A 26911-nucleotide genomic window follows, 5' to 3' on the forward strand; every position below is an offset into this window, starting at 1 on the left:
GCGTCAGACGCGCCCGATCCGCATATTGATGGGCCAGCAGATCGGGCGCTTGCCGTTCGGGTCGCCCCAGAGCGCGGCGATGTCGTTGGCGAACGCCATGATCAGCCCTTCCTTGCCGGCTTCACGGGCGCTGCGCACGGCGGACCACGTCAGCACATAGCCCAGGAATTCGGACAGGTGCCAGTCGACGCGGATGTCCAGCGCCGGCGGCGCCAGTTCGTCGAAGGGAAATGCGAGCGTCGCATAGCCCGTGTCGACCAACTTGCGCTCCGGCGGCCAGTACGGTCCGATCTCTTCCCAGTAGAACTTGCGGAAACGCTCATCCAGCAACGGCTCGAGCTTCAATACGCCGTAGCTGACGAGCGCCAGGACGGCGCCGGGAACGGCGATCCGGCGCACTTCCCGATAAAAGGCCGGCAGATCGAACCAGTGCGCGGCCTGGGCCGCGGTGATCAGGCTTGCGCTCGCGTCCGGCACCGGCAACTGCTCGGCGGGTGCGCAGCGATAATCGATGCGCGCGTTCGGCACGGCATTCGCGATCTGGTCGGCGCTCGGATCGAGCCCGACCACTTTCTCGAAGTAAGGCGCGAGCAGTTGCGTCAGCTGCCCGTTGCCGCAGCCGACGTCGACCGCGAGCCGGCAGTCCGGCGCCGCGGACGCCAGGAAGGCGGCGAGTTGGCGCGGATACTCGGGCCGGAACCGGGCGTAGGCCCGCCCTCCCTGGTCGAACCAGTTGCGTCCTTGCGGCATACCGGTTTCAGTCGACATGCGGATTCTCCTGTTGTAATGCGGCTTGCGCCGCCGCGACCCGGGCCGCGAATCCTTCGCGCTCGAGGGCGCCGGCCGCCGCTTCCAACACGCGCCTGAGCGGGTAGCCAATGTCCTGCTCGAGGCTATCGATGGCGGCGAAGGTGGCGGCCCAATGCCGTTCGAGCTTGCGGACCAGCGCGCGCCCGGCGGGCGTGAGCCGGAGCGCGCTCTTGCGGCCGTCGTCGAGGGCGTGGCGCGCGATGAGTCCGTCGGCTTCGAGGAGCGCGACGGTCTGGCTGATCGCGCCTTGCGTCAGGTGGGTGCGCTCGGTCACGTCGGTCACCGTCTGCGCGCCGGCGTGCAGGGCGCGCAGCACGGGTGTGTAGCGCGGCCGGTAGCGCAAGCTCATGGCGCGGTAGTGCTCTTCCGCGCCCTGTTCGACGAGTTCATTGACGTAGCGCAGCAGTTCGCCGAGCCCGGGATTGTGCCTGGTGTTCATGCGTCGCATGATACATTAGCACTAATGTATCTGCAATGATCCGCGTGCCGCTGACGGGCCGGGCCGGAAACTCGTGCCGAAGTGAAACTCCGTGACTTTTCCTCGACAGCAACCTGCTATCCTGAGGCGAACGACCGGGTTCGACCAAGGCCGGGCCCGGATGGGACGACACTGGAACAACACGCTTCTCGACGCGAGGCAGGACGCGACGTCACTGCATCACCAGCCACATCAGATCACTGCCGCTTACTCATGCAAGACACGACTGCATTACGCCCCGACGTACCATCGCCGCCCATGTATGGCGACGGCACCGGCCAACCCCTGCGCCGCTTGGCCGACCTGCCCGGTCCCCGTGCGCTCCCCCTCCTGGGCAATCTGCACCAGTTCGATTTCAAGCGCCTTCATCGGACCATGGAACAGTGGGCGCGCAAGCACGGCCCCGTTTTCCGCGTGAAGTTCCCAACCGGTGCGTTCCTGGTGGTGGCGGACCCTGATCTGGTCGGCAAGGTGCTGCGTGAGCGACCGGATACCTTTCGACGGCCGACCGTGCTGTCCGCGGTGGCGGCCGAGTTGGGCGCCATGCCCGGTCTCTTCGATTCGGAAGGGGCCGCGTGGCGCGACCAACGGCGGATGGTGATGCAAGCCTTTGCGCCCCATGCGGTGAAATCGTATTTTCCGTCACTGGTGCAAGTGGCGCGGCGCCTGCAGCGTCGGTGGGAGAATGCCGCGGCGACCGGGCAGGCAATCGACCTGGGCGGCGACCTGCGCCTGTACTCGGTCGATATCGTCGCCGGGCTCGCGTTCGGGACGGACGTCAATACGATCGAGAACGGCGACAATGTCATCCAACGTAATCTGGACGCGATCTTGCCCGGTGTCGCGCGCCGGACCTTGATGCCTTTTCCTTACTGGCGCTACGTGAAACTGCCCGCCGACCGCCGGCTGGAACGCGGCATTGCCGTACTCCGCGACGCCGTGACGGACCTGGTCAAACAGGCCAAGCAGCGCATGCTGCTGGACCCGGCGCGTGCAGTGAATCCACCCAACATGCTGGAAGCCATGCTGGCTGCGGCTGCCCAAGGGGGCAGCGGCGTCACCGAGGCCGAGGTGGCGGGCAACGTCACGACCATGCTGCTGGCCGGCGAGGACACGACCTCGAACAGCCTGGCCTGGCTGATCTGGCTGCTGTACCGGCACCCTGACGCGCTGCGGCGCGCGCAAGACGAAGTCCTCCGCTGCGCCCCCAGCCTGGACGCATTGACGTTGGAGCAAGTGGATCGGCTCGATTTTCTGGAAGCTTGCACGCAGGAATCAATGCGCCTGAAGCCTGCCGCACCCTTCATCACGGCGGAAGCACTGGAGGGCACCGTCGTCGGCGACGTTGCCATCGAAAAAGGGACGATCGTCTTGTGCCTGATGCGTGACACGAGCCCGGACAATACCCGCTTCGAGAATGCGGCGCAGTTCGACCCGGGGCGCTGGTTGCAGGATTCGGTCAACCGCAAGGCGTCCATGCCCTTCGGCGCCGGCCCGCGCATCTGCCCTGGGCGCTACCTGGCGCTGCTCGAAATCAAAGTGGCCATGGCGATGCTGTTGGCGCGCTTCGACATCGCGTCGGTCGCCACCGCGCACGGCGGCGAGCCGGACGAACAGGTCGCCTTCGTGATGGCGCCGGAAACGCTGCACATGCGGCTGCGCGTGCGCGAGGAGCGGTGTGGGTCCGGAACTGACCGCCTCGATCGGCAATAGCCTGCCCGGCGCAGCCGTCCGCGACTGCGGAATCTTTAATTTCAATTCAGGCAAAAACTACCCGAATCAAAGATGAAAAAAATAACAGCGATTCAAGCCGCAAATATTTGGTCCAATGTCTCGGCAATTTTCTTGATTGTCGGGGTCGCCGTCGCCATCGCAGCGACAATATGGGAGCCGCGCGGCCTTCCAATTTGCTTCGTGCCCCTGACAGTTGCTTTCGTTGCCAAACAGGGGGAAGCGCGGACATTACGGTCGGCACTTGAACTGAAGGCGGGCAGCACGGCCTAACCACGAAACCGCAATGAATTTTGGTCGTGGCTCGGCCTATGTCTACCATTGCCGCTGCAATACACGTCAGGCCAGAATGCTTTGGCGGTGCTGTGGAACACAGCCGAAGCCGAACTTCCTCATGCGGCCAGAACCGGTCGTTCGCGGCTCAGCTTCAACGTTAGATAGCTCGGAGTATTATGGAACCCTCACTGATCGAATCCGCCTGGCCAAATGCTCTTCGTTGGTTTTTAACCCAAGGTTTGACCAGCTTTACGCCTTGGCACTTTATGCAAACGCCGGACGAGATGGCGTTCGCAGCCAGTGCGTTCCGGCGTGAGGACGTACGTAACGGAGAGGTGTTTGTATTTGCTCGGCGTCAGGATTGCGACGACTTTGCTGGCCTTGAGCTGGTTGGCGGGCGGGTCACCGAAAAGGTCGTGTACTTCCATCCTGTATTTAGTGATAGCTCCAAGGGCTCCCCGAGAACTTGGAACATTGTCATCAAAACTTATGAAGATGTCTTTGAGTTTGTCGCACAGCGCGTTGTGCCGGACATGAAGAACTGGGCATTAACGGAGGACGCTCGAGATCTATAAGCGCGTTCCCCTGAAACTCGTCCAAGTCGCTGCGCGGCTTGACCCAGGATTAACTCGCCAATTGATGCGCTCGTAAGTCCGTCTAGGTCGGTTGCGGCCGATCGTGACACTCGGCGGCTTTTCCTCGACGGCAACCTGCTATGCTGAGGTCAATGGCCGGGTTCAGGCAGTAGCGGACGGCTAGGAATCGTGATTATGACGAACAACAAAAAACAGGAATACTGCCTGATCTGTAAGCGTTTACTCGACAACCCAGCAGACCCGCTTTCAGGCAATTGCGGCGGAGATTGCTGGGGATGCGTAGGCGCTATCGAAGCAGAAATGGGATGTGAGGAATCGCTCGCCTACGTCCGGAAAGAATATGAGGCAGGACTTCGACCTGGCTGGATCGATCCATTTAAGTCCTGATTTGGCAGCTGCGCTACCGCCGCTTCGGATCGGACGCACTCGGTTGTGACAGGCAGAATTCGGCCAAGATCGGCCATTCAGGGCTCCCGGCCTTCCTGCATCACAAACCTTTACTGTTGAAAGCAACGATCATGATCCTGGAAGTCGCCCCACTACAAATACGTGCCAGCCAAGAGGCAGCCTTCGAAGCCGCCTTCAAACAAGCGCAGGCCATCATTTCGTCAATGCCGGGCTATCTCTCGCATGAGTTGCAGCGTTGCGTCGAGCGACCGCGTGAATACATATTGCTTGTTCGATGGGAGTCGCTGGAGGCTCACGAGGTCGGGTTTCGCCAGTCGGCGGATTATCAGGAATGGAAAAAATTGCTGCATCATTTTTACGATCCCTTTCCCGTGGTCTCCCACTACGCCCATGCGGAATGACCGGTCATGCAGCCCGGCCCTGACGTAGGGCAACTTCGGGTCGACAGCGGCCTCATCTGAAAGACCACCGAGCGGACCCGCTCCGACATCATGGCAAGGCCATGTCCATGCCGAGCATCCCGGCCAGGCCAAAGGTGGCGATCCCCAGGCCCAGGAGCGCCAGCACGAAGACCGCGGCCACCTTGCCGCCCGCGCGCAGCACCGCGCGCTTTTCGTCTTCGTTCTTCTTCCCCTTCTTCCCTTGATCGTAGTGCCACTTGATGGCGAAGAACATGCCGGTGCCTAACACGAGAAACTTGAAGGTAACGAAGACGACAGGGATCCAGTCCATTGTTCGAGTATTTCCAGGCTATTGTTTGACGCTATCTATCGTGGGGAGCACGACCTCAATGCAAGGATGGCGTTGCTGCACGTTCTGGGGCATTCTACTTAGAAGCAATTTCCATACATTGAGACAAAATGTCCCAGCTGAAATCCATACAAGATGACAATCCGCCAATCTGGTTGCCGCGCTTGGCCGGGAACAAGGGGCCGCGTTTTTTGCAGATTGCGGATGCATTGCAGGCCGCGGTGGGAGACGGCTCGCTGAAACCGGGTGACCGTCTGCCTCCGCAGCGCCAGTTGGCGGCACGGCTGGACGTCGACCTGACGACGATCACGCGCGCCTACGACGAGGCCAGGCGCCGCAACCTGCTGGAGGGCCGCGGCGCTCGCGGCACGTATGTCGCGGCGCCGAAAGTCGAATTGACGTCGATCCTCGACCTGAGCATGAATACCCCGCCACCGCCGGACGGCGTGGACTTCGGCGACATGTTGAAACAAGGTTTGTCGCAAGTGCTGATGCGGGCAGATAACGAATTGCTGATGACTTACCACCTGGGCGGAGGAAGCGACGCCGACCGCAAGGCCGGCGCCAAGTGGCTCGAACCGATGTTTGGACAGCTGGATGCTCGCCAGATTGTCGTCTGTCCGGGTGCGCAAGCGGCGATCGCCGCATTGATCCTTGCGCTGACGGCGCCTGGCGACGTCATCCTGGCGGAGCCGACGGGTTATCCCGGCTTGCGTGCTGCGGCGGCCCAATTCGGCCGGCACCTCATCGCGGTGGAAGCGGACAAGGACGGGATGGTGCCCGGGCTGCTCGAGGAAGCGTGCCGCCGGCACGAGCCTGCGCTGGTCTACCTCAATCCGACATTGCAGAACCCGACCGCCGTCACCATGCCGGAACAACGGCGCAAGGAGCTCGCCGGCGTCGCAAAGCGCTGCAACGTACGGATCGTCGAGGACGATCCCTACTGGCTCCTTGCCGATGCCCCACCAGCCCCCATTGCCACGTTTGCCCCGGAACAGACGTATTACATCTCGACCCTGTCGAAATGCCTGACGCCCGGCTTGCGTGTCGCCTTCGTGCTCGTACGCGACGCGCACGAACGCCAACGATTCCTGGCCGCGCTACGATCGTTTGCGCTGATGGCCGCGCCGCTGACGGCGGCGCTGGCCACGCAGTGGATCCTCGACGGTTCGGCGGACGGATTGATGGCTGGCGTCCGCAGCGAGGCGCGCCTGCGCCACCGGATGGCTCGGGACATCCTGGCGGGGCGGTACAGCGGCGCCGGAGACGGCCTGCATGTCTGGCTCGAGTTGCCGGCGTATTGGAACGCCTCGCAGCTCGCGCGTGCGGCCGCCGGCGAGGGCATCGCGGTCACGCCGGCGGAGGCATTCGCGACCGGCGACGGGTCCGTGAATGCGATCCGGATCTCCTTGGGCAGCATCAAGGACCGTGGACGCCTTCAGGCGGGTCTGCAACGGCTGTCTCGTCTGCTTGCGCAGCGGCCGGAGTCGTTCAGCGCCGCCGTGGTTTGACTGTCCGGCAAACGACGGGACCGACGCGCCGCAGGTGGATTCCCTCCGTATAATGAAGCTCCACCGCACTTCCGGGCCCGCCAGCATGAGCGCACAACCCAGCGTCCTCGTCGTCGAGGACGACGTCCACATCGCCCACGTCCTCGGCTTCATGCTCGAGCGCCAGGGGTATCGCGTAATCCACGCGGCCGACGGGCGGGCCGCCGTGCAGCACGTCGTGTCGCAGCCGGCGCCGGATCTCGTGCTGCTGGACGTGATGCTGCCCTACGTGGACGGGTTCGAGATCATCGGCCTGATCCGCGCCCAGGCCGGCTGGGAAGCCGTCCCCGTCCTCATGCTGACCGCCAAGAACACCGAGCGCGACACCGTGCGCGCCCTCGACGCCGGCGCCGACGATTTCATCATCAAGCCCTTCCAGCCGCAGGAATTGCTGGCGCGCCTGCGCCGCTACCTCAAGACGGCGCCCTGATCCGCCCTTCTTGCTCATGAAATCGTTTTCATATACCCTTGGAAACGTTCATCCCACACAACAACTGGAGTTCCGCTTGACCAACCAATCCCGCCGCACGGCGTTCAAGACCCTGCTGGCCGGCGCCGGCGCCGCTTCCCTTCCCGTCTTGCCCGCCCAGGCCGCCGCAGCGAAAGCGGCCGCCGCCTGCCCGCCCGCCGCACCACACTGGGGCCGCGGCATCGAAGGCCAGCGCAAGGCCGACCGCGGCGACGGCACGTACGTCAACCCGATCATCGCCGGCGACCACCCGGACCCGACCATCCTCAAGGACGGCAAGGACTATTACATGACCTTCTCGTCCTTCTTTTCCTATCCGGGCATCGTGATCTGGCATTCCACCGATCTCGTGAACTGGGCGCCGGTCGGCCCCGCGCTGAAAAAACTGCTGGGCACGATCTGGGCGCTCGACCTGTGCAAGCACGACGGCCGCTATTTCATCTACATCCCGGCCGCGCCGGACGGCAAGCCATGGTCGATCTACGCCATCTGGGCCGACCACATCGAAGGGCCGTGGAGCGACCCGATCGACCTCAAGATCGCCGGCTGCATCGATCCGGGCCACGTCGTCGGCGAGGACGGCAGGCGCTACCTGTTCGTCAACGGCATCCGCCGCGTGCGTCTCGCGGACGACGGCCTGCGCGCGGACGGCCCGGTCGAACCGGCATACCAGCCGTGGCATTATCCGGACGACTGGGTCGTGGAGAACTTCGCGCCGGAAGGCCCCAAGCTGTTGCGCCACGGCGAGTACTTCTACCTGATCACGGCGGTGGGCGGCACGGCCGGTCCGGTGACGGGCCACATGGTGATCGCGGCACGCTCGAAATCGATCGACGGCCCGTGGGAACACTGCCCGCACAATCCGCTCGTGCGCACGACGGGCACGGCGGAGCCGTGGTGGTCGCGCGGCCACGCGACGCTCGTGGAAGGTCCGGCCGGCGACTGGTGGATGGTCTACCACGGCTACGAGAACGGCTTTCGCACGCTGGGCCGCCAGACCTTGCTGGAGCCGATCGAGTGGACGTCCGACGGCTGGTTCCGCGCCAAGGGCGGCGACCTGTCGAAGCCTTTGCCCAAGCCGCGCGGCGGCAAGGCGGGGCCGAACGGATTCGCGCTGTCCGACGATTTTTCGCGCGACCGCTTCGGCGTCCAGTGGGCGTTCCACGACCCGGCGCCGGACGACATGGCGCGGGCGCGCTTCGCCAACGGCGGCCTGGAAATCAAGGGCAAAGGCACGTCGCCCGCCGACAGCACCCCGCTCACCTGCGGCGTCGGCGACCGCTCGTACGAGGCCGAGATCACGCTCGACCTGGTCGGCCCGGCCGAAGGCGGCCTGCTGCTGTTCTACAACCAGAAGGCGTTCGTGGGCCTGGGGTTCACGCCGGAATTCGTCAAGACGTGGCAGTACGCGGAGGAGCAGCCATGGGCGCGCCGCCCGCAGGCCATCTCCAGCGTGCGCGCGCGCCTGACCAACGTCGACAACGTCATCACCTTCCACTACTCGTTCGACGACGGCAAGACGTGGCTCCTGCACGGCACGCGCATGGAAGTGTCGGGGATCCACCACAATGTGTTCGGCGGCTTCCTGAGCCTGAAACTGGGCGTGTACGCGGCGGGCGGCGGCACGGTGCGCCTGCGCGACTTCCGCTACAACGCGCTGGCGCCGGCATGACGCCCTGAGCGCGCGCCACGGCCCGGCGGGACCTGCTAGCATGCGCGCAGATCGTAACCAACAGTCTACATGGACGCGTACCCGCCACGCATGGCCGCCGCCGGCGGACTCCCCGACGACGCCCAGCGGCGCTTCGACGAACTGCTCGCCCACCTGCCGGCCGGCGTCGTGATGCACGACGCCGGCGGCCGCGTGGTGGCCGCCAACCGCCAGGCGCTGGCGCTGCTGGGACGCGGCGAGGACCAGGTCCTGGGCTCGCCGGACGACGACGCGTTCTGGCACTTCGTGCGCGCGGACGGCACCCGCATGCCGGCTTCCGAATATCCCGTCAACGCCGTGCTGCGCACGGGCGCCAAGGTGTCGGACCTCGTCGTCGGCGTGCCCCGCCCCGCCGAAGGCGGCGTGCGCTGGGCGATCTGCAACGCCTATCCGGAGCGGGGCGAGGACGGCGCCCTGTGCGGCGTCGTCGTCTGCTTCACGGACTGCACGGCCCTCAAGTACGCCGAACAGTCGCTGCACAAGTCCGAGGAACGCATGCGGCTCGCGCTGCAGGGGTCCACGGACGCGCCGTGGGACTGGGACCTCGTCACCGGCGAAATCTATTATTCCGCGCGCTACTGGGAAATGCTCGGCTACGCGGCGGACGAACAGGCTCCCGATCCGTCGGCGTGGATGCGCATGATGCACCCGGAGGACCGCGCGCGCGTCGTCGCCTTCGTCGACGAATTGCTGCCCGGCCCGCGCCAGGCCTACAGCATCGAATTCCGCCTGCGCCACCACGACGGCCATTACGTGCCGGTGCTGAGCCGCGGCTTCATCCTGCGCGATGCCCTTGGTGCGGCGGTGCGGCTGTCCGGCACGAATACCGACCTCACTGAACGCAAGCAGTCCGAACACCGCATCCACGAACTGGCGTATTTCGACCAGCTCACCGGCCTGCCGAACCGGCGCTTCCTGATCGACGAACTGGGCCAGATCCTCGCCCGCAACGGCCGCGCGGGCCGCCACGGCGCCCTGCTGTTCCTCGATCTCGACCACTTCAAGCTGCTGAACGACACGATGGGCCACGACGTGGGCGACCTGCTGCTGCGCGAAGTGGCGCGGCGGCTGCGCCGGGCGCTGCGCGAAGGCGACCATCTGGCGCGCCTGGGCGGCGACGAATTCGTCATCGTGCTGGAAAACCTGGGGCACACGCCGGCCGCGGCGACGGCCGAAGTGCAGGCCGTCGGCCGCAAGGTCCTCGAGGTGCTGGGCGAACCGTTCGACCTGGCGGGCCGGCCGTACGCCAGCAGCCCGAGCATCGGCGCCACGCTGTTCGACGGCGATCCGGACGGCATCGACACCCTGCTGCGCCAGGCCGACCTCGCGATGTACCGCGCCAAGGAGGAAGGCCGCAACACGCTGCGCTTCTTCGACCCCGGCATGCAGGCGGCGGTGGACCGCCAGGCCGCGCTGTCGGCCGCGCTGCGCACGGGCCTCGCGCGGCGCCAGTTCGTGCTGTACTGCCAGCCGCAGTTCGGCCACGACGGCAGCCTCGTGGGCGCGGAGGCGCTCGTGCGCTGGAAGCGCGGCGCGGACGAACTGGTCGGCCCCGGCGAATTCATCGGCGCGGCCGAATCGGGCGGCCTGATCGCGGCGCTCGGCATGGACGTGCTGGAACAGGGCTGCCACGCGCTCGCGCGCTGGGCGCGCGCGCCCGGCCTCGCCGCGCTCAAGCTGGCCGTGAACGTCAGCGTGCACCAGCTGCGCGACCCGGACTTCCCGCGCGCCGTCGCCACCCTGCTCGCGGCGACGGGCGCCCCCGCCGACCGCCTCACGCTCGAATTGACGGAGAGCGTGTTCGCGCGCAACCCGGCCGACCTCGTCGACCGCATGCAGCAGCTGCGCGGGCTCGGCGTGCATTTCGCGCTGGACGATTTCGGCACCGGCTATTCGTCGCTGGCCTACCTGGCGCGCTTTCCGCTGGCGGCGCTCAAGATCGACCGCTCGTTCGTGCAGGACGTCGACCACGATCCGAACGCGTCGTCCATCGTCGAAGCCATCATCGCGCTCGCGCGCAAGCTGCACCTGGCGACGATCGCCGAGGGCGTGGAACTGGATGCGCAGCAGGCCTTCCTGACGGCGCACGGCTGCGACGTGATGCAGGGCTATCTGCTGGGGCGCCCGGTGGCGCTGGACGAATTCGAGCGGCGCTACGGCCAGGCGGACCTGCAGGCGCCTCAGGGACTTCAGGGGCTACAGGCGTTTCAGGCGGCCAGCGGCAGCTCGACGTAGAACGTGGTGCCGATGCCCTCGGCACTGTCGAACCAGATGTTCCCGCCCAGCTCCTCCACGATGGTCTTGCAGATCGACAGGCCGAGGCCCGTGCCGCCCTGGCGGCGCGAATCGGCGCCGTCGGCCTGGGCGAAACGCTGGAACACGCGCTCGCGGAACGCTTCCGGAATGCCCGCGCCCTCGTCGGCCACGGCCAGCCGCACGGCGTCGCCGCGCGCCTCGACCTGCGTGCGCACACGGGCTCCCGGCCCGGAAAACTTGATCGCGTTCGACAGCAGGTTCGTCAGCACCTGGGCCAGGCGGTCGCGGTCGACGTCCACGCGCATGCCTTCCGCGCCCGGCGCCGCCACGCACGACAGTTCGACGCCGGCGCGGGCCGCGAACGCCTGCATCGCCGCGACGGCGTCCTGCGCGAGCGGCAGCAGCGGCTGCACCGCGCGCTCGAACGCCATGCCGCCGGCGTCCATCTTCTGGATATCCAGCACGTCGCCGACCAGGCGCACGAGCCGCCCCGAGCTGGCGTTGGCCACGTCGACGAGCCCTTGCGCGTCGGGCGGCAATTCGCCCGCCATGCCGTCGGCCAGCAGCGCCAGCGACGCCGAGATCGCGGTCAGCGGCGTGCGCAGCTCGTGCGACACGGTCGCCACGAATTCGTCCTTCATGCGCTCGACTTCCTTGCGCGCCGAGATGTCGTGCACGAAGACGGAAAAGAACAGGCCGTCGCCCGTGCCGGCCAGCCCCACGGTCATCTCGACGGGGATCTCGCGGCCGTCGCACGCCAGCAGCACGCGTTCGACGCGCCGGCCCAGGATTTCCAGCTCGCCCGTCTCGAGGAAGCGGGCGAGCAGCTCGCGCGTGCGGGCGCGGAAGCGTTCCGGGATGACGAGGTCCGCCACGTGGCGGCCGACGGCCTGCCCGCGCGGCCAGCCGAGCATCGTCTCGGCCGCCGAGTTCCAATCGCAGATGCGGCCGCGCATGTCGATGCCGACGAAGGCATCCTGCGCCGTTGCGATGATGGTGGCGATGCGCTGCTCGTTGGTGCGCACGCTGGCCAGCGCCTGTTCCAGTTCGCGCGTGCGCAGGGCCACGCGCTCTTCCAGGGTGGCGTTCAACGCTTCCAGGTCGCGCCGGCGCCGTACGAGGTTCGCCACGAGCGTGTTCAGCGTCATGCCCAGCGCGCGCACCTCGGCATAGCCGCCGCGCCCGACCTCGATGCGCGCCGTCTCGCCGGCGCGGATGCGCTGCGCGGCATCGGCCAGGTCGCCCAGCGGACGGGTGATGCGGCGCGCCAGCGCCACGCCGGCCAGCGAGAACAGGAGCGCCAGCAGCACGCCGCTGGCCAGGCCGTATTCGCGCAGGCGGCGCACGGGGGCGAACGCGTCGTCGACGTTCTGGCGCACCAGCACCGTCCAGCCCAGGCCGGGGTAGTCGCCGTAGCCGTGGCCGAGCTGGTAGCCGACCAGGTAGGAGCGCCCGTCCGGCCATGTCTCGACGACATAGCCGCCGTGGATCTGCGCGTGCGCGGCCTGCAGGCTTTGCAGGGTCAGGCGCTTGCCGACGACGTCCGCCGGCCCGAGCAGCACGTTGCCGTCCGTGTCGACGATCAGGGCCTCGGCCTGGCGCCGCGCCGCGATCCCCGCCATCACGGAGCGTTCGACGTCGCGCGCCCATTGCCAGGACAGGTGGGCGCCCAGCACGCCGCGCGTGACGCCCTCGTCGTCGATGTAGGGAAAGGCGACGTCGACGAAGCGCCAGGGTTCCGTCTGCCGGGGCAGGTGGCGCGCCAGCAGCATGGCTTCGTGCACGTCGTCCGCGTGGATGCCGCGCAGGGCGTTGCGGAACCAGGGGCGGCGGGACACGTCCGCCCCCTCCAGCAAGCCCTGGGCCGCGACCTGCACCTTGCCGTCCAGGTCCGCCAGGCCGATCCAGCTGTAGTAACCGAGGGTGTTGCGGATCGCGTCCAGGGTCGCGCGGCGGCGCGCGTGCGGCTGGTCCTCGCCCAGCACGCGGCGCCGCGCCAGCAGGCCGACCTCGCGATAGCGTTCGAACATGCCGCGCTCCAGCTTGTCCGACGTCTGCATGGCCAGCTCGGCCAGGCCGTGGCCGATGCTGGTCTCGACCTGCTCCGTCGACTTGCGTTCGATGACGGACGTCAGCGCCAGCGTGAGGATGATGGACAGCAGCACGAAGGCCAGGGCCAGCCACGCGCCGAGGGCGCGCGGCAGCAGGCGGCGCAATGATTTCAAGGGATTCGACATGGCAAACGGACATGGGACACGGCGCCTTACGGACGCTGCTGCCAGCCTAGCACAGCCATGATTCCGCGCGGCAATTGTGTTGCTTCAGGTGAACACCCGCGTCACGTTTCGGCCGCGCTGTTGTATTTCCAACCAGAAGCACCCATATCGGATAGGCGGGCGCCGGCGGCCGATGCACGGCCATGTCCAATTTCCGGTAAACTCGCCTGTTACGTAACCAATTATGCGTCATCGCTCAGGAACAGCCATGCAAGACAATGCCACCGCGCCTTCCAACCTCGTCGACTACGTGACGTCGTGCAGCCTGCCGACGCCGTGGGCGCAGTTCACCCTGCATGCGTTCGTGGAGCATGCGACCGGCAAGGAGCACCTGGCGATGACCCTGGGCGACCTGTCCACGGGCGACGCCCCGCTGGCGCGCATCCACTCGGAATGCCTGACGGGCGACGTGATGTTCTCGCAGCGCTGCGACTGCGGCGCCCAGCTGGAGTCCGCGCTGCGCCGTATCGCCGACGAAGGCCGCGGCATCCTCCTGTACCTGCGCCAGGAAGGCCGCGGCATCGGCCTCGTCAACAAGATCCGGGCCTACCGCCTGCAGGAAGCGGGCGCCGACACGGTCGAGGCCAACCTGCAGCTGGGCTTCCACGCCGACGCCCGCAACTATGAACTGGTGCTGCCGATGCTGGAACAGTTCGGCATCGGGGCCGTGCGCCTGATGACCAACAACCCGCGCAAGATCGACGCGCTGGGCAAGCTGGGCATCCAGGTGGCCGAGCGCGTGCCGCTGCTCGTCAACCGCAACGCCTACAACGACAACTACCTGAACACCAAGCAGGCCAAGCTGGGCCACATGATGACGCCCGTCACCGAGGCGCTCGACAGCGAAGCGTAAACCCACCGCGGGCGGCGCTTCTGGCAAGATGGCGCCATGCGCTTCCCGACCGCCGCCCTCATCACCGTCGTCGTCATCGGCGCCGCCGCGTCGGTTGCCGTTGCCGCCGGCCGGGCAAGCGGGGCCGGCCAGCGCACCAAAGCGACGCCGCAACCGCCACTCGTGATCCCGCCCGCCGCGCCGCCCGCGACGACCCTGCCCGCGCCCGGCCCCGGCGAGACGGACGAGACGGCCGCCCTCCCGACGCCATCCAGCGCCGCCCAGACCTTGTATTCCGCCGCCAAGGCCGACCTGCTGCAGATCCGCATGCTGCTGCGCAACGGCCGCAGCCAGTCCAGCGTCGGGTCCGGCTTCCTCGTCGGGACGGGCAATCTCGTGCTGACCAATTACCACGTCGTGTCGCAGATGGCGCTCGATCCGGAGGTCTATGTCGGCGAATACGTCGACACGGACGGCAGGAGCGGCCCCGTCGAACTGCTCGCCGTCGACGTGCTGCACGACCTGGCCGTCGTGCGCGTGAACCGCAACGGCACGGGCTTTTTCCAGGTGCCGGACAAGCCCGTGAAACTCGTGCAGGGCCAGTACCTGTATTCGCTCGGCAACCCGCTCGACCTCGGCTTCGCCATCTCGGAAGGGGCGTACAACGGCATCGTCACGCGCAGCTTCTACGAGCAACTGGTGTTTACCGGGCCCATCAACTCGGGCATGAGCGGCGGCCCCAGCGTGACGGCGGCCGGCGTTGTCGCGGGCGTGAACGTGTCCAAGCGCCGCGACGGCGAGCTGGTCAGCTTCCTCGTGCCCGTCAAGTATGCCCAGCAACTGTTGGCGCGGGCAGCCGCGCAGCCGCATCCGCCCAGGAATTTCAATCCGCTGATCGGCCAGCAACTGCTGGCGCACCAGCGCGCGCTGATCGACCGGCTGCTGGCCGAGCCGCTCTCGATCCGCACGATGGGCCCGTACCGGGTGCCCGTGCGCGAATCGCAGCAGTTGCGCTGCTGGGGGCGCTCGAACTTCCGCGCCGAGGCCGAGTACACGCTCGACGCCGTCAGTTGCGCGATGGAGGCGGCCGTCTACGTGTCGGACACGCAGCAGACGGGCCACGTGTCGATGACGCACCAGGTGCTGCGCACGAGCTCGCTGCATCCGCTGCAGTTCGCCGTGCTGGCCACGAGCCGCTTCAGCGTCGACCGCATCGGCGCCGGCCGCGACACGCGCCTCACCCGTCCCGCCTGCACGGAAATGTTCGTGCACACGGCCACCTTGCCCGTGCGCGCCGTGACGTGCGTGCGCGCCTACCGCAAGTTCGCCGGCCTGTACAACTTCACCCTGCTGGCCGCCAGCACGGACGATCCGCGTGCCAGCCTGCAGAGCCGCCTGGACCTGGCCGGCGTCTCGTACGAGAACGGCATGCGCGCCACCCGCGCCTTTTTGGCCGCGCTCGGGCGCAGCCCCATGCGGCCATGAACCCGGCCATGAACTCGGCCATGAACGGGCCCTGGTTCGTCGAGCTGCTGGCCCGCAACGGCGACGTCCTGCTGCGCCAGTGCGTGGACGCGCTCCCCATCCGCATCGGGCGCGGCTACGACAACGACGTCATCCTCGACGACGACTACGCGGCGGCCGCGCACGCCGTCGTCGAGCAGGACGCGGCCGGACGGCTGCTGCTGCGCGATCTCGGCAGCCGCAACGGCATCGTCGTCGCCGGCCGCCGCCGGCAGGAGGCGGTCCTGTCCGGCGACACCGTCGTGCGCATCGGCCACACGGCGCTGCGCGTGCGCGCGGCCGGCTTTCCCGTCGCCCTGGAACTCGTCGACCGCACCTTCCACGGCTGGGAAGGCGTGCTGCCGGGGGCCGCCGGCCTGCTGCTCGCGGGCGCAGTCGCGCTGCTCGCGCGCTGGCTCGGCGACACCGAATTCTTCGAGCTGGCGCGCTATGCCGAGGCGCTCGCGGGCGGCCTCGCGGCGGCGCTGCTGTGGGGCGGCATGTGGGCGTTCGCCAACCGGCTGTTCGGGCGCCACGCGCGCCTGGGCCGCCACCTGTTCGTGTTCGGCTGCGGCAGCGCCGCCCTCGCCGGCTACGTGCTGCTGGGCAGCCTGCTGGCCTACGCGTTCTCGGCCGAAAGTTTCACGCACTACGGGTCGCACGTGGCCGTGGTGTTGCTGGCCGGGATGGTCTATTTTCACCTGTGCACGATCCGGCCGCGGAACCGCGTGCGCTACCGCTGGATGTGCGCCGGCCTTGCCGTACTGTGCTCGAGCCTGATCCTGACCGGCAACGTGCAGCGCACGGGCCGCCTGTCCGACGAGTTGTACATGTCGGTGCTGCTGCCGCCGCGCTTCCGGCTGAGTCCGGATCACGGTGTCGACGAGTTCATGCGCGCCGTGGAGGCGATGCAGGGCCCGCTCGACCGCAGCCGGGGGCGCAAGCCGGGCGACGACGAGATCGACGATTGAATGTGCGACACTGTCGAAACCGGCCCGTCCCGTTCGTCGTACGAACATGGACGCATCCCGCGTCCTCGACCAACCAAGGAAACGACATGTCCAGAGTCAGAGTCCAGAGCTTTTCCATTTCCCTCGACGGCTACGGTGCCGGTCCGAACCAGAGCCTGCAGAACCCGATGGGCGAAGGCGCCGGCGGATTGCATCAATGGTTCCGGGGAACCCGCACCTTCCAGCGCATGATGGGCGACGAAACGAAAGGCACCGGCGGCCCCGACGAGGACTTCGCCGCGCGCGGTTTCGCCAACGTCGGCGCCTGGATCCTGGGCCGCAACATGTTCGGGCCCGTGCGCGGCCCGTGGCCGGACGACGAGTGGAAAGGCTGGTGGGGCGACGAGCCGCCGTACCACTGCGACGTGTTCGTCCTCACCCACCACGCGCGCGCGCCGCTCGCGATGCAGGGCGGCACGACGTTTCATTTCGTGACCGACGGCATCGAGGCGGCGCTCGACCGTGCGCGCCGGGCCGCGGGCGGCAAGGACGTGCGGCTGGGCGGCGGCGTGTCGACCATCCGCCAATACCTGCAGGCCGGGCTCGTGGACGAGATGCACCTGGCCATCTCGCCCGTCCTGCTGGGCACGGGCGAGGCGCTGCTGGCCGGCATCGACCTGCCCGCGCTCGGCTTCCGGTGCACCGAGCACGTGCCGACCGCCGCCGCGACGCACGTCGTGCTGAGCCGGACCTGACGGCTCAGGCCAGCGGGATCGTCAACCGCGCGATCTCGACCGAGCCGTCCTCGTCGAAGATGGGACAGCGTTCGCCGATGGCGACGGCCTCGTTGAAGTCCGCCGCCTCGACGATCGAATAGCCGCACAGCGAGCTGGCGGCTTCCTTCGGCCCCAGCAGGCGGCGCGGCACGTCGACGGCGCTGTGCGTGAGGCTGCCGCGGTCGAGCACGCGCGAGCCCATGCCGTCGAACCACGCCGCCCAGCGCGACAAGTCGTGGCGCGTATCCGAATCGGCGCCCGGCGCGCCGTGGTACACGAACAGGAAACGTTCCATGGTGCCCTCCTGTGGTTGGTTTGCCCGGCCCGACGTTAGCAGAAGCGCGGGATGCGCGCCGCACCGGTTCGTTTTGACAATCGCCCGAGGATGGCCGATCATCCCCGCATGACCTTCCTGCGCCGCAACGCCGTCTTCGTCTCCGCCTGGATCCTGTTCTGGATCCTGATGATCCTCGTCGCCGTGCAGGATTTCATGCGCAACGAGCACAGCCATGCGATCTGGAAACCGATCCTGTGGGAAAGCTCGTCGGCCGTCGTCATCACCGTGCTGGCCCTCGTGCAGCTGCGCTGGTCGCATACCGACGACGCCCTGCTCGGCACGCCCCCGCGCTGGTTCGCGCGCCAGGCCCGCTGGCTGCCGATGTACTGGATCGCCTTCGTGCCGCTCGCCTTCGGCATCCGCGACGCCGTGTACGCGCTGGTCGGCGAAACGTATCGCCACGCCCCGCCGCCGCAACTGTTCCTGTACGAATCGCTGAAGATCACGATCTTCTTCGGCCTGTTCATCTCGATCCGCTTCGGCGTACAGTCCTACCGCGCCCTGCTCGACGCGCGGCTGCGCGCGGAGCGCTCGAACACCCTGCTGCGCCAGGCCCAGCTGCAGCGCCTGGGCCAGCAGATGCAGCCGCACTTCCTGTTCAACGCGCTGAACACGGTGTCGGCGCTGATCTGGAGCGATCCCGCCCGGGCCGACGCCACGCTGGCGCAGCTCGCCGACGTGTTGCGCGAAACGCTGGCCCTGGGCGACCGCCACGCCGCCCCGCTCGCGACCGAGCTGCGCCTCGCCCGCGGCTATGCGGACGTGATGGCCGAGCGCTTCGCCGACCGCGTCGCCATCGCCTGGCAGGTGGACGACACGCTGCTCGACCGCGACGTGCCCGTGATGAGCCTGCAGCCGCTGCTGGAGAACGTCTTCAAGCACACGGTCGAACGGCGCCGCGCGCCCACCCGCATCGAAGTGTCCGTGTGCCGCGAAGGCAACGAGCTCGTGCTGGGCGTGCAGGACGACGCGGGCAAGCTGGCCGCGTCCGGACGCCCCGGCGGCATCGGCCTGTCGAACCTGCGCGCGCGCATCCAGGCGCTGTACGGCGACGCGGGCCGGCTGGACATCACCGCGCGGCCGCAGGGCGGCGTGCGCGCCGAATTGAGGCTGCCGTGCGCCTCCTGATCGTCGACGACGAGCGCCCGGCGCGCGCCAAGCTGCGCCACCTGCTCGCGCAGCAGGACGGCATCGCGGCCGTCGAGGAAGCGGCCGACGGCGTCGAGGCGCTGGCCCGCATCGCCAGCTTCCGCCCGGACGCGCTGCTGCTCGACATCGAGATGCCCGAGCTGTCCGGCATCGAACTGGCCGCGTCGCTGCCGGAACCGGCGCCGCTCGTCGTGTTCGTCACGGCCTACGAACGCTATGCGTGCCGCGCCTTCGACGCCGACGCCATCGACTACCTGCTCAAGCCCTACGATGGCGACCGCCTGGGCCGCGCGCTGGCGCGGCTGCGCAAGAAGCTGGAGGCGCGGCCCGACGGACAGGCCGCCGCCCTGCCGCCGGCCCCGCTGGAGCAATTGCTGGTGAGCGAACGCGGCGTCACCCGCGTCGTGCGCGTCGCGGACATCCAATGGATCGAGACGGCCGACAACTACGTCGTGCTGCACACGGAGGCCGGCGCCCCGCTGCTGCGCCAGACCCTCGCCGGCCTCGTCGACCGGCTCGGGTCCGGCTTCGTGCGCTGCCACCGGCGCGCGGCCGTGGCCGTGCGCTGGATCGAGCAGGTCGTCACCCTCGACAAGGGCGACGGCGAAGTGCTGCTGCGCGGCGGCACACGAGTGCCGTGCAGCCGCCAGTACCGCGCCGACGTCCTGGCGCGGCTGTGATCAGCCCTCCAGCGCGGCCAGCAGCTTGGTGCCGACCGGCGCGCCCCAGCCCGTGCACGCATCCCAGCCGGCCCCGGCGGCATAGCCGCCGTTGTCGCCGCTCGTGATGTCGCGCATGGCGCCGCTGCCCACCAGCGGGCCGTACAGCAGCGGGTTGAGCCAGCCGACGGGCTGCGCCAGCTTCTGGTTCAGCAATGCGACGAGGCCCGCCCACAGCGGCGACACGGCGCTCGTGCCGCCGATCGTGTACGTCATGAAGTCGACGCGCACCCGGTAGCCCGTCGCCGGCGACGCATTGCCCGCCACGTCCGGCACGCCGCGTCCGACCCGTGCGCCCGGATTGACCGACTTCGGCACGCCCGCATCCGTCTGCCACGCCGGCAGGTCGAATACGTCGCTGACGCCGCCGCCCGTCGCGCTGCTGGCCGGGTCGTCGTTCCACACGGTCTCGGCGGCGATCGTGCCGCCGTCGGCAGTCAGGCGCGTGCCGCCGCAACCCAGCACGTACGGGCTGGAGGCGGGGAAATCGGCATGGGCGCGGCCGTCCGGCGTGCCGTTGTCGGGGTTCTGGTCGCCGCTGCCGGCGTCGCCCGCCGCGCAGCACACCGTCACGCCGAGCGCGGCCGCCGACTCGAACGCCTGGTTCATCGCGGCGAGGCCCTGCTCCGTCCAGTCCGATTCCGGCGCGCCCCAGCTGATCGAGATCACGGACGGCTTGTGCACGTCGTCGTGGACGGCGGCCGCGATCGCATCGACGAAGCCCTGCTCGCTGTTCGGCGCGAAGTACACGGCGATGTGCGCCTTGGGCGCGACGGCACCGGCAACCTCGATGTCGAGCATCACCTCGGCATCCGCGCTCCACGGCAGCGACGGGCTGTTCTTGCCGCCGTCGACGGAGACGGCCGTCACGGACGGCGCCGCCAGGTGCAGGCTCTTGAAATACGCCTTGATGTCGTTGGTGCGGTAGCCGCCGCCCAGCTCGATGATGGCGATGCACTGGCCGCTGCCGTCCAGGCCGGCCGGGAAGTCGTACAGTTTCGCCAGGTCGGCGCCCGTGAAGCCGGACGCGGCCTGGGCATCGGTGGGCGCGGCGGCCAGCGGCATCGACGCCTGCAGCGCCGCCTGCGCCGAATCCTTCGAGAACTTGAAATGCGGCCGCGCGATGGGCACGTCGTCGATGCCGAACACGCCTTCGACGATGCCGTCCAGTTCGGGCGGCAGGTGCACGGGCGCCGTGCGGCGGCGCGAGATGCCGGCCGCGTGCTCGACCCGTTCGATGGCCGTGCCGAACGCGGCCGCCACCTGGCCGGCCGTGCCGGACAGGACCATGCTGCGCGCCGCCGGCCGGCGTTCGACGACGACGAGGCCGGCTTTCTGCGCGAAGGCGGCGACGGCGGCGAAGTCGGCCTCGCTGGCGCCGTGTTGCGCGGCGAACTCGGCGCGCGTCAGGTAGCGGCGCTGGGCCGGCTTGGCGTCCAACGGATGCGCCGCGATCGGCGCTCGCCGGCGCACGAGGACGGTGATCTCGAAGCGTTCGTCGGCCGGTGCCGGCCCGAGGGACCGCATGTCGGCGATGGTTGCGGGCACGCTGCCCTGGAGTTTGACCATGATTCACCTCGTTGATGGACGGCCCGGCGGGTCCGGGCACCGTCTGCCAGTGTGCGCGCCGAGCGGATCAGCCTCTTGATTGGCGATAACTATTGGGCACGCCGGCGCGGCGCCCGCGCCCGAAGCTTCGCATTCGTATTAAAATGATTGCGCAATTGTGAGCGCTAACATAAATACAGGGAGACATGATGATCGACAAGAATCGGCGTGGTCTGGTCCTTGCCGCCGGCGGTGCGCTGGCGGCGGGTGCGATGGGAGACTTGGCATGGGCGGCCCCGCCCGATCGCAAGCTGGGCTATGCGATCGTCGGGCTCGGGTCGTACGGCCTGGGCGTCATCATCCCGCAATTCAAGAACTGCAGGAACAGCCGCCTCGTCGCCCTCGTCAGCGGCGACCCGGCCAAGGCGCAGCGCGTGGCGCGCGAATACGGCGTCCCGGACAAGAACATCTACAACTACGAGAACTACGACCAGATCCGCAACAACCCGGACATCGACATCGTCTACGTCTGCCTGCCCGTGTCCATGCATGCCGAGTACACGATCCGCGCGGCCAAGGCCGGCAAGCACGTGTTGTGCGAAAAGCCGATGGCCGTGTCGTCGGCCGAGTGCGAGGCGATGATCGCCGCGTGCCGCCAGGCCGGCAAGAAGCTGATGATCGGCTACCGCTGCCACTTCGAGCCGTACAACCTGGAGGCCATCCGCCGCGCCCGCGCGGGCGAGATCGGCAAGCTGCGCTACTTCCGCTCCGAGCACGGCTTCACGTTCCATGACCCGAACGCCTGGCGCCTGAAAAAGGCGATGGCGGGCGGCGGCTCGATGATGGACATCGGCATCTACGCCCTCAACGCGGCGCGCTACATGACGGGCGAGGAACCGGTCGCCGTCTACGCCCAGGAAACGACGGACCGCAACGACCCGCGTTTCCGCGAGGTGGAAGACATGATCGGCTTCCAGCTGGAATTCCCGTCCGGCGTGATCGGCTCGTGCCAGTCGATGTACAGCGCCAACCAGAACCACATCCTGCTGATGGGCGACAAGGGGCGCATCGAAATGGAACCGGCGACCGGTTACTACGGCAACCGGATGTGGATCGGCAATGGCCGCGAAAAGGAAATCACCCCGCCGCCGGGCCCCGGCGCCACGCAATGGGCCGGCCAGCTGGACCACATGGCGCAATGCGTGATGCAGGACCGCGAGCCGATCGTCGCCGGCGAGGAAGGCTTGCGCGACCTGCGCATCATCGAGGCGATCTACCGCTCGGCGCGCGAGCAGAAGCGCATCCTGCTCAAGGCGTGAATCAGTAAGGCGATCCGGTGACGTCCAGCCGGATGCGCCAGATCGCGCCGGCGCCCGTCAGGAACAGCGTCTTGCCGTCGGCGCCGCCGAACGCGGCGTTCGTGACGTTGGCATCGACGCGGATCGTCGCCAATTCCTTCCCCTGCGGCGAGAACACGCGCACCCGCCTGGCCGGGTGCTCGCTCACGTAGATATTGCCGTGGCAGTCGACGGCCATGCCGTCCGGGACGTCGAGGCCCTTCACGATGTCCCGACCCCGCTCCGGCACGCCGTTCACGATGGGATAGGCGCGCAGGAAGCCGTCGCCCGCGTTCACGTACAGCACGTCGCCGGCGGGCGACAGCGACACGCCGTTCGGGTTCGGCCGGGTGCCGTCGACGAGCGTCACCTTGCCGTCCGTGGCGACGCGGTAGACGCCGGTCACAGGCTGGCCGCCGGGCGCCGCCGCCTTCTGGAAATCCGGGTCCGTGAAATAGATCGTGCCGTCGCGCGCGATGGCGACGTCGTTCGGCGAATCGAACACCTGCCCTTTATAGTCCGCGGCGAGCGTCGTGCGCTTGCCGTCCGCGAGCGCATAACGCGACAAGGCCTTGTATTTGTGCGTGGCCGCGACGATGTCGCCGTGCGCGTCGACGGCCAGGCCGTTGCTGCCGCTGTCCTCGACGACCGTGCTCACGGTGCCGTCCAGAGCCAGCTTGCGGATGCGCGACGGGAAGCCGGGCGCGAAGCTGAAATCGGAAAAATACAGCGCGTCCTTGATCCACATGGGGCCTTCGTACAGCCCCGGCTCGCTGCGCGACGGCTGGACGGCCGCGACATGCTCGGCGCGCAGCTCGCCTGACGGCGCCGCGCCGCACGCGGGCGCCGCGTGGACGGCGGCCGCGTGGGCCAGCGCCAATGGGAAAGCGAAAACGGCGGAGACGGTGCGGAATTGCATGGCGGGCCTTTCGTTCGACGGTCGAAATAACGCATTGTAGCGTTTGCCCGGCACGATCACTCGTCGTTCGCGTTCAGTGCGATCCGATGGTCGTCCTTGTAGCGGCAGGCATCGATCTGCGTCGTGCCGTCCGCATGGCACCAGCCCAGGCCGTGGCGCCGCCCGTCCGCATCGATGCCGCCGACGAACACGAGATGGTCGACCGCCGGCCATTGGTAGCCGCCGTCGAACCATTTTCCGCGGATGGGCGCGGCGCCGTGCGCGGGGACGAACGTGCCGTCGCCCTGCGCCTCGCCTTTCAGGAACGTGGCCTCCAGCCGTCCTTCCCGTGTCACGAGGACGCCCGCCCCGGCCGGCACCGCGTCGTCGATGCCGCCTTCATACGAGACCATCTTGCTGCCGGCCGGGAACGTGACGTGCCCCGTGCCGTGCGCCATGCCGGCCGCGAATCCGCCCTCGTACGCGACGCCCCGCTCGCTCGCCAGCTTGCCGTGGCCTGCCGGCAGGCCGTGCGCGAAATCGCCTTCGTAATAACTGCCGTCCGGACGTGTCCACTTGCCCTTGCCGTCCGGCTTGCCGCCGGCCACCGCGCCTTCGTAGACGGCGCCGCTGGGGTAGCGCAAGCCGTTCGCTTGCGGGATCCCGGCGGTCGCCATGTCGGCCAGGATTTCCAGGTTTTCCATCAGCAGCGCGTCGAACGGATGATCGCCCGCCTCGCCGAACGCGACGGCGCTGCGCATGCTCTTGAGCGCTTCCGGCAGTTGCTTGTTGCGCAGGTAGAGGTGCGCCAGGGCACGGAAGGCGGCGGGCGCCGGTTCGTAGATGACGAGCGAGTCCAGTCCGGCGATCCCTTCGTCGACCGGCCCGATGTCCGGCAACAGCGCGTATGCATATCCCAGGCCGAAATAGGCCAGCGCATTGCCCGGGTCCGCCTGGATGGCGCGGCGGTACAGGCCGCGCGCTTCCTCGAGCGGCGCTTCCCAGCCGGGCGTGCCGGTGTCGTGCATGGCGAAGGCCGCCATGCGCAGGCCCTCGCCGCGTGCGGCCAGCAGGCGCGCGTCGTTCGGATAGCGTTTCATCAGCGCGTCCAGGCGGCTCATCGCGTCGGCGACGCCGCCGCGTTCGATGGCGATGAGATTGGCCTTCGGATCGTCCGGGTGAAGCTTGAGATTGGTGTCGATCAGTTCCCGCACGACCTTGCCGTCGCGCTTGGCGAAACGCGGCACCACGTCGGCCAGCACGGCGCACGTCGCGGCCCGGTCGAGTTTGATCGACTTGACGTCGACTTGCGGCAGTGCGAGCCCATCCTTGCCGGTCGAAAAACCCCGTGCCGTCAGGTGGCGCTCGACGTAGCGCCGCATGTCGATGTCGAGTTCCGCATACGATTTCTTGAACGCCAGGCGAACGGCCCCGTCCTCCGACAACCCCATGTTATGCAAGCGCAGATAATGGGCGAGCTGCCTGCGCAATTCGGGGCTCGAATTGAAATAGTGGATCGCATAGTCCGCCCGCGCGTAAAAGCGCGCCGTATCGTCCGAATCGGACCTGCTCTCGCCGAATTTCAGCTTCGATGTATTGAACAACCATTTCGTGTCGAGATCGACCCTGCCCACCCGGTCGACCAGCCAGTTCTCGCGCCCGCTGCCCTCCACCGGATGGCCGAACCACGCGAAGCCATCCTGGATCACGAGAGACGACCAGTATTCGGACATCCCTTCGTCATACCAGCGCGGGTACGACGTCGTTTCGGGCGAATAATGCATCAGGAAATGGTGGTATTCGTGCAGGATGGTCGCGCGCGAAAAATCGCTCGTGTCGGCCGACGTCGCGTAATCCTCGATCCTGGCGAGCGCCGCATAGCCGTAGCGCGACAGGCTGAACACGCCCGCCATGTGCTTCGGCAGCCCGAGCGTCGCAAAGCTGCGCCGGCCCATCGCGACGACCGTCAGCGGCGGCCCGTCCAGCGATTGCGCGCCGCGCACGCGGTTGGAGATATAGCGCAGGTTTTCCAGGTCGACGATCATGCGGCGCGCGACGTCCTCCGACTGTTCCGTGACGACCCGGAAATGCGGGCTGTCGATTTCAATCCAGTTCTTGTCGATGAGATCGCTCACGTCGCTGGCATGCGCCAATGGGAGCGACATGAACAGGACGGACAGCGCGCGGGAAAGGTGGCGCAACGGTGAAGTGGCGAAGACGGTTTTCATGGATGACGGGTACAAGGTGGCGATAATGCGCGTTGCCGCACGGCACCCGTCATTCTAGATTGTATGTACCGCCGAATAATCACCAATTATTGCGCTCATCCATATTATTCCGGATTCGTATGATCGATATCCGAAATGGCAATTGGATTTACTGCGGCCGGATCTGGATAATCCAAATCGTCTCCTCTATCTTCCTCCAAGAAAATAGATTCAGCCCGCCCCGTGCGGGCTTTTTTTGGCTGTGTTCGCGTTATTTCAGTAATCCGACTGCAATGGACTAGCCGAGCTGAGCTGCTGCACCCAGCAGATGCGCGGGCGTGGTCAGCTGCCGCGCGTCCAGCACACGCTGCCATCCCGAGTAATTGATCAGGTAGCGGCTCGCGACGCCACGGAACCGGACCAGCCAACTCTTGAAGCGGCTGTGCCAGCTGTTCACATTCTGGATGTGGATCGCGCCGCGCGCCCGGATACCGGCCTTCACGTTCACCCACTCGTGCGTGATGCCCGCTTGCGCCGCGAAATGTCGATAGGCGACGGCACCGTCGCTGATCAGTAACACGTCCGCCGGCAGCACCGGCTTGAGGCAACAATCCAGTTGCGAGACCGTCACTTGTCCTCGTCCGGTATGAAAATCAAGCGTCTGGCCATTGCGATCGCGCGCGACGAGCAGGCAATCGTGTTCTCGACTGATGCCGCGCAGTCTCGCGGCGCCGCCACGCTTCCTCGCTTTGCGCGTCAAATGGCGCGAGCCCTTTTGCGATTCGAGACGGTAGGTTTCGTCCGCCTCGACGATGGCCGACAGCGTCGAAGGCCGATCGCGCATCGCACCAGGCACGAAGCGATGACGCCACCGGAAACTGGTCGTGCGGTGCACGCCGGCGACGCGCGCCGCATCGCGGACCGTGCGCGATTCCAGAATGCATTGCAGATACGTCAGCCAGCATTCCTTTTTGCGCAGCCGCGCGAGCGGCGTGCCCGTCAACGCGTTATAGCTGCGTCCGCAGCCGAGACAGCGAAAGCGCTGCAAGCCGCTGGCCTGGCCGCAGCGGTGGACGTGGCCACAACCGCAGCGCGGACAGGGGCGACCTCTGGCGGCGGCCTCGATCAGCGCGATGCACTCCGTCGGATCCGCGACGCTCGCGATCCATTCCCGCAACCGGACGAGGTCGGTCGGCGACAGCTGCGTCGCCGATAACATGGCAAACAATTCGTCGAACTGCAGGCTGCGCATCGTCGCTCCCCATGAGTTAACTCGACGATACGTATGACCGCTGCAACCGGATTCCGTTCGCAGAACTAACGCGAACACAGCCTTTTTTTTGG

The 26911-nt window shown here is 67.5% G+C and carries 25 protein-coding genes; 15 read left to right on the forward strand and 10 right to left on the reverse strand.

Features of this window, described 5'->3' with window-relative positions; all coding sequences use genetic code 11:
* Nucleotides 1-3: 3 nt before the first annotated feature.
* Complete coding sequence (locus ISF28_RS11300) at nt 4-768, reverse strand: class I SAM-dependent methyltransferase (protein ID WP_229519017.1); 765 nt, start codon at nt 766-768, stop codon at nt 4-6.
* Nucleotides 758-1249 (reverse strand): MarR family winged helix-turn-helix transcriptional regulator, encoded by a 492-nt coding sequence (locus ISF28_RS11305; protein WP_198117287.1) that lies wholly within the window; start codon nt 1247-1249, stop codon nt 758-760. The genes ISF28_RS11300 and ISF28_RS11305 overlap by 11 nt, the downstream gene beginning before the upstream one ends.
* 252 nt (nt 1250-1501) lie before the next feature.
* On the opposite strand from ISF28_RS11305, the gene ISF28_RS11310 reads away from it, so the two are divergent.
* From ISF28_RS11310 to ISF28_RS11325, 4 genes are all read left to right on the forward strand, one after another.
* Nucleotides 1502-3001: a cytochrome P450 gene (locus ISF28_RS11310; RefSeq protein WP_229519018.1), complete on the forward strand. Its 1500-nt coding sequence runs from the start codon at nt 1502-1504 to the stop codon at nt 2999-3001.
* Between the two features lie 470 nt (nt 3002-3471).
* Nucleotides 3472-3870: a hypothetical protein gene (locus ISF28_RS11315; protein WP_198117288.1), complete on the forward strand. Its 399-nt coding sequence runs from the start codon at nt 3472-3474 to the stop codon at nt 3868-3870.
* Between the two features lie 195 nt (nt 3871-4065).
* Entirely contained in the window at nt 4066-4278 is a 213-nt protein-coding gene (locus ISF28_RS11320; RefSeq protein ID WP_198117289.1) for a hypothetical protein, read from the forward strand.
* A gap of 131 nt (nt 4279-4409) precedes the next feature.
* Nucleotides 4410-4700: an antibiotic biosynthesis monooxygenase family protein gene (locus ISF28_RS11325; RefSeq protein WP_198117290.1), complete on the forward strand. Its 291-nt coding sequence runs from the start codon at nt 4410-4412 to the stop codon at nt 4698-4700.
* Between the two features lie 88 nt (nt 4701-4788).
* On the opposite strand, the gene ISF28_RS11330 is transcribed toward ISF28_RS11325, so the two are convergent.
* Nucleotides 4789-5031, reverse strand: a complete 243-nt coding sequence (locus ISF28_RS11330; RefSeq protein ID WP_198117478.1) for a hypothetical protein — start codon at nt 5029-5031, stop codon at nt 4789-4791.
* A gap of 128 nt (nt 5032-5159) precedes the next feature.
* On the opposite strand from ISF28_RS11330, the gene ISF28_RS11335 reads away from it, so the two are divergent.
* The 4 genes from ISF28_RS11335 to ISF28_RS11350 all read left to right on the forward strand — a co-directional run bounded on the left by ISF28_RS11335 (nt 5160) and on the right by ISF28_RS11350 (nt 11014).
* Nucleotides 5160-6560: an aminotransferase-like domain-containing protein gene (locus ISF28_RS11335; RefSeq protein WP_198117291.1), complete on the forward strand. Its 1401-nt coding sequence runs from the start codon at nt 5160-5162 to the stop codon at nt 6558-6560.
* Nucleotides 6561-6645: 85 nt separating this feature from the next.
* Nucleotides 6646-7029 (forward strand): response regulator transcription factor, encoded by a 384-nt coding sequence (locus ISF28_RS11340; RefSeq protein WP_198117292.1) that lies wholly within the window; start codon nt 6646-6648, stop codon nt 7027-7029.
* A 76-nt stretch (nt 7030-7105) separates the two neighbouring features.
* Nucleotides 7106-8740, forward strand: coding sequence for a family 43 glycosylhydrolase (locus tag ISF28_RS11345; RefSeq protein WP_198117293.1), 1635 nt, complete (start codon nt 7106-7108; stop codon nt 8738-8740).
* 69 nt (nt 8741-8809) lie between these two features.
* Nucleotides 8810-11014: a putative bifunctional diguanylate cyclase/phosphodiesterase gene (locus ISF28_RS11350; RefSeq protein WP_229519019.1), complete on the forward strand. Its 2205-nt coding sequence runs from the start codon at nt 8810-8812 to the stop codon at nt 11012-11014.
* Here the strand turns inward: ISF28_RS11350 and ISF28_RS11355 are convergent.
* A complete protein-coding gene (locus ISF28_RS11355) occupies nt 10987-13260 on the reverse strand; it encodes a sensor histidine kinase (protein ID WP_229519020.1) in 2274 nt (757 codons plus the stop codon). The two genes, ISF28_RS11350 and ISF28_RS11355, sit on opposite strands and share 28 nt — an antisense overlap.
* A gap of 58 nt (nt 13261-13318) precedes the next feature.
* Nucleotides 13319-13504, reverse strand: coding sequence for an EspF repeat-containing protein (locus ISF28_RS31175; protein WP_370663421.1), 186 nt, complete (start codon nt 13502-13504; stop codon nt 13319-13321).
* Between the two features lie 15 nt (nt 13505-13519).
* Between ISF28_RS31175 and ribA the strand changes: the two genes are divergently transcribed.
* The 4 genes from ribA to ISF28_RS11380 all read left to right on the forward strand — a co-directional run bounded on the left by ribA (nt 13520) and on the right by ISF28_RS11380 (nt 17351).
* Nucleotides 13520-14164, forward strand: coding sequence for a GTP cyclohydrolase II (ribA, locus tag ISF28_RS11365; RefSeq protein WP_198117296.1), 645 nt, complete (start codon nt 13520-13522; stop codon nt 14162-14164).
* A gap of 36 nt (nt 14165-14200) precedes the next feature.
* Entirely contained in the window at nt 14201-15628 is a 1428-nt protein-coding gene (locus ISF28_RS11370; protein ID WP_198117297.1) for a S1 family peptidase, read from the forward strand.
* A gap of 20 nt (nt 15629-15648) precedes the next feature.
* Nucleotides 15649-16617: an FHA domain-containing protein gene (locus ISF28_RS11375; protein ID WP_198117298.1), complete on the forward strand. Its 969-nt coding sequence runs from the start codon at nt 15649-15651 to the stop codon at nt 16615-16617.
* Between the two features lie 86 nt (nt 16618-16703).
* The gene (locus ISF28_RS11380) at nt 16704-17351 is read left to right on the forward strand and encodes a dihydrofolate reductase family protein (RefSeq protein WP_198117299.1); all 648 of its coding nucleotides are present in this window, start codon (nt 16704-16706) and stop codon (nt 17349-17351) included.
* Between the two features lie 4 nt (nt 17352-17355).
* On the opposite strand, the gene ISF28_RS11385 is transcribed toward ISF28_RS11380, so the two are convergent.
* Nucleotides 17356-17667 (reverse strand): YciI family protein, encoded by a 312-nt coding sequence (locus tag ISF28_RS11385; protein ID WP_198117300.1) that lies wholly within the window; start codon nt 17665-17667, stop codon nt 17356-17358.
* 90 nt (nt 17668-17757) lie between these two features.
* Here ISF28_RS11385 and ISF28_RS11390 point away from each other — a divergent pair, with 90 nt between their 5' ends.
* Both ISF28_RS11390 and ISF28_RS11395 read left to right on the forward strand, forming a co-directional pair.
* Nucleotides 17758-18837 carry a sensor histidine kinase gene (locus ISF28_RS11390; protein ID WP_229519021.1) on the forward strand — a complete coding sequence of 360 codons (1080 nt, stop codon included), beginning with the start codon at nt 17758-17760 and terminating at the stop codon, nt 18835-18837.
* Nucleotides 18825-19538 carry a LytR/AlgR family response regulator transcription factor gene (locus ISF28_RS11395; RefSeq protein WP_198117301.1) on the forward strand — a complete coding sequence of 238 codons (714 nt, stop codon included), beginning with the start codon at nt 18825-18827 and terminating at the stop codon, nt 19536-19538. Before ISF28_RS11390 ends, ISF28_RS11395 begins: the two co-directional genes overlap by 13 nt.
* Here the strand turns inward: ISF28_RS11395 and ISF28_RS11400 are convergent, their stop codons facing one another.
* Entirely contained in the window at nt 19539-21146 is a 1608-nt protein-coding gene (locus tag ISF28_RS11400; protein WP_198117302.1) for a S53 family peptidase, read from the reverse strand.
* 188 nt (nt 21147-21334) lie between these two features.
* Here ISF28_RS11400 and ISF28_RS11405 point away from each other — a divergent pair, with 188 nt between their 5' ends.
* A complete protein-coding gene (locus ISF28_RS11405) occupies nt 21335-22444 on the forward strand; it encodes a Gfo/Idh/MocA family protein (protein WP_198117303.1) in 1110 nt (369 codons plus the stop codon).
* A 1-nt stretch (nt 22445) separates the two neighbouring features.
* Here ISF28_RS11405 and ISF28_RS11410 read toward each other — a convergent pair whose 3' ends face one another.
* From ISF28_RS11410 to ISF28_RS11420, 3 genes are all read right to left on the reverse strand, one after another.
* Nucleotides 22446-23381, reverse strand: a complete 936-nt coding sequence (locus tag ISF28_RS11410) for an SMP-30/gluconolactonase/LRE family protein (protein ID WP_198117304.1) — start codon at nt 23379-23381, stop codon at nt 22446-22448.
* Nucleotides 23382-23437: 56 nt separating this feature from the next.
* Nucleotides 23438-25588, reverse strand: a complete 2151-nt coding sequence (locus ISF28_RS11415; RefSeq protein WP_198117305.1) for a hypothetical protein — start codon at nt 25586-25588, stop codon at nt 23438-23440.
* A gap of 277 nt (nt 25589-25865) precedes the next feature.
* The gene (locus ISF28_RS11420) at nt 25866-26819 is read right to left on the reverse strand and encodes an IS1595 family transposase (RefSeq protein ID WP_198117306.1); all 954 of its coding nucleotides are present in this window, start codon (nt 26817-26819) and stop codon (nt 25866-25868) included.
* Between the last annotated feature and the right edge of the window lie 92 nt (nt 26820-26911).

The sequence above is a fragment of the Massilia rhizosphaerae genome (assembly GCF_016093545.1).
Lineage (GTDB): Bacteria > Pseudomonadota > Gammaproteobacteria > Burkholderiales > Burkholderiaceae_D > Telluria > Telluria rhizosphaerae.

Bases quoted from the DNA above. Each gene is read 5' to 3' on its own strand.
- ISF28_RS11300 (WP_229519017.1), bottom strand. From the start codon at position 768: ATGTCGACTGAAACCGGTATGCCGCAAGGACGCAACTGGTTCGACCAG.
- ISF28_RS11305 (WP_198117287.1), bottom strand. From the start codon at position 1,249: ATGAACACCAGGCACAATCCCGGGCTCGGCGAACTGCTGCGCTACGTC.
- ISF28_RS11310 (WP_229519018.1), top strand. From the start codon at position 1,502: ATGCAAGACACGACTGCATTACGCCCCGACGTACCATCGCCGCCCATG.
- ISF28_RS11315 (WP_198117288.1), top strand. From the start codon at position 3,472: ATGGAACCCTCACTGATCGAATCCGCCTGGCCAAATGCTCTTCGTTGG.
- ISF28_RS11320 (WP_198117289.1), top strand. From the start codon at position 4,066: ATGACGAACAACAAAAAACAGGAATACTGCCTGATCTGTAAGCGTTTA.
- ISF28_RS11325 (WP_198117290.1), top strand. From the start codon at position 4,410: ATGATCCTGGAAGTCGCCCCACTACAAATACGTGCCAGCCAAGAGGCA.
- ISF28_RS11330 (WP_198117478.1), bottom strand. From the start codon at position 5,031: ATGGACTGGATCCCTGTCGTCTTCGTTACCTTCAAGTTTCTCGTGTTA.
- ISF28_RS11335 (WP_198117291.1), top strand. From the start codon at position 5,160: ATGTCCCAGCTGAAATCCATACAAGATGACAATCCGCCAATCTGGTTG.
- ISF28_RS11340 (WP_198117292.1), top strand. From the start codon at position 6,646: ATGAGCGCACAACCCAGCGTCCTCGTCGTCGAGGACGACGTCCACATC.
- ISF28_RS11350 (WP_229519019.1), top strand. From the start codon at position 8,810: ATGGACGCGTACCCGCCACGCATGGCCGCCGCCGGCGGACTCCCCGAC.
- ISF28_RS31175 (WP_370663421.1), bottom strand. From the start codon at position 13,504: ATGACGCATAATTGGTTACGTAACAGGCGAGTTTACCGGAAATTGGAC.
- ribA (WP_198117296.1), top strand. From the start codon at position 13,520: ATGCAAGACAATGCCACCGCGCCTTCCAACCTCGTCGACTACGTGACG.
- ISF28_RS11370 (WP_198117297.1), top strand. From the start codon at position 14,201: ATGCGCTTCCCGACCGCCGCCCTCATCACCGTCGTCGTCATCGGCGCC.
- ISF28_RS11375 (WP_198117298.1), top strand. From the start codon at position 15,649: ATGAACGGGCCCTGGTTCGTCGAGCTGCTGGCCCGCAACGGCGACGTC.
- ISF28_RS11380 (WP_198117299.1), top strand. From the start codon at position 16,704: ATGTCCAGAGTCAGAGTCCAGAGCTTTTCCATTTCCCTCGACGGCTAC.
- ISF28_RS11385 (WP_198117300.1), bottom strand. From the start codon at position 17,667: ATGGAACGTTTCCTGTTCGTGTACCACGGCGCGCCGGGCGCCGATTCG.
- ISF28_RS11390 (WP_229519021.1), top strand. From the start codon at position 17,758: ATGGCCGATCATCCCCGCATGACCTTCCTGCGCCGCAACGCCGTCTTC.
- ISF28_RS11400 (WP_198117302.1), bottom strand. From the start codon at position 21,146: ATGGTCAAACTCCAGGGCAGCGTGCCCGCAACCATCGCCGACATGCGG.
- ISF28_RS11405 (WP_198117303.1), top strand. From the start codon at position 21,335: ATGATCGACAAGAATCGGCGTGGTCTGGTCCTTGCCGCCGGCGGTGCG.
- ISF28_RS11410 (WP_198117304.1), bottom strand. From the start codon at position 23,381: ATGCAATTCCGCACCGTCTCCGCCGTTTTCGCTTTCCCATTGGCGCTG.
- ISF28_RS11415 (WP_198117305.1), bottom strand. From the start codon at position 25,588: ATGAAAACCGTCTTCGCCACTTCACCGTTGCGCCACCTTTCCCGCGCG.
- ISF28_RS11420 (WP_198117306.1), bottom strand. From the start codon at position 26,819: ATGCGCAGCCTGCAGTTCGACGAATTGTTTGCCATGTTATCGGCGACG.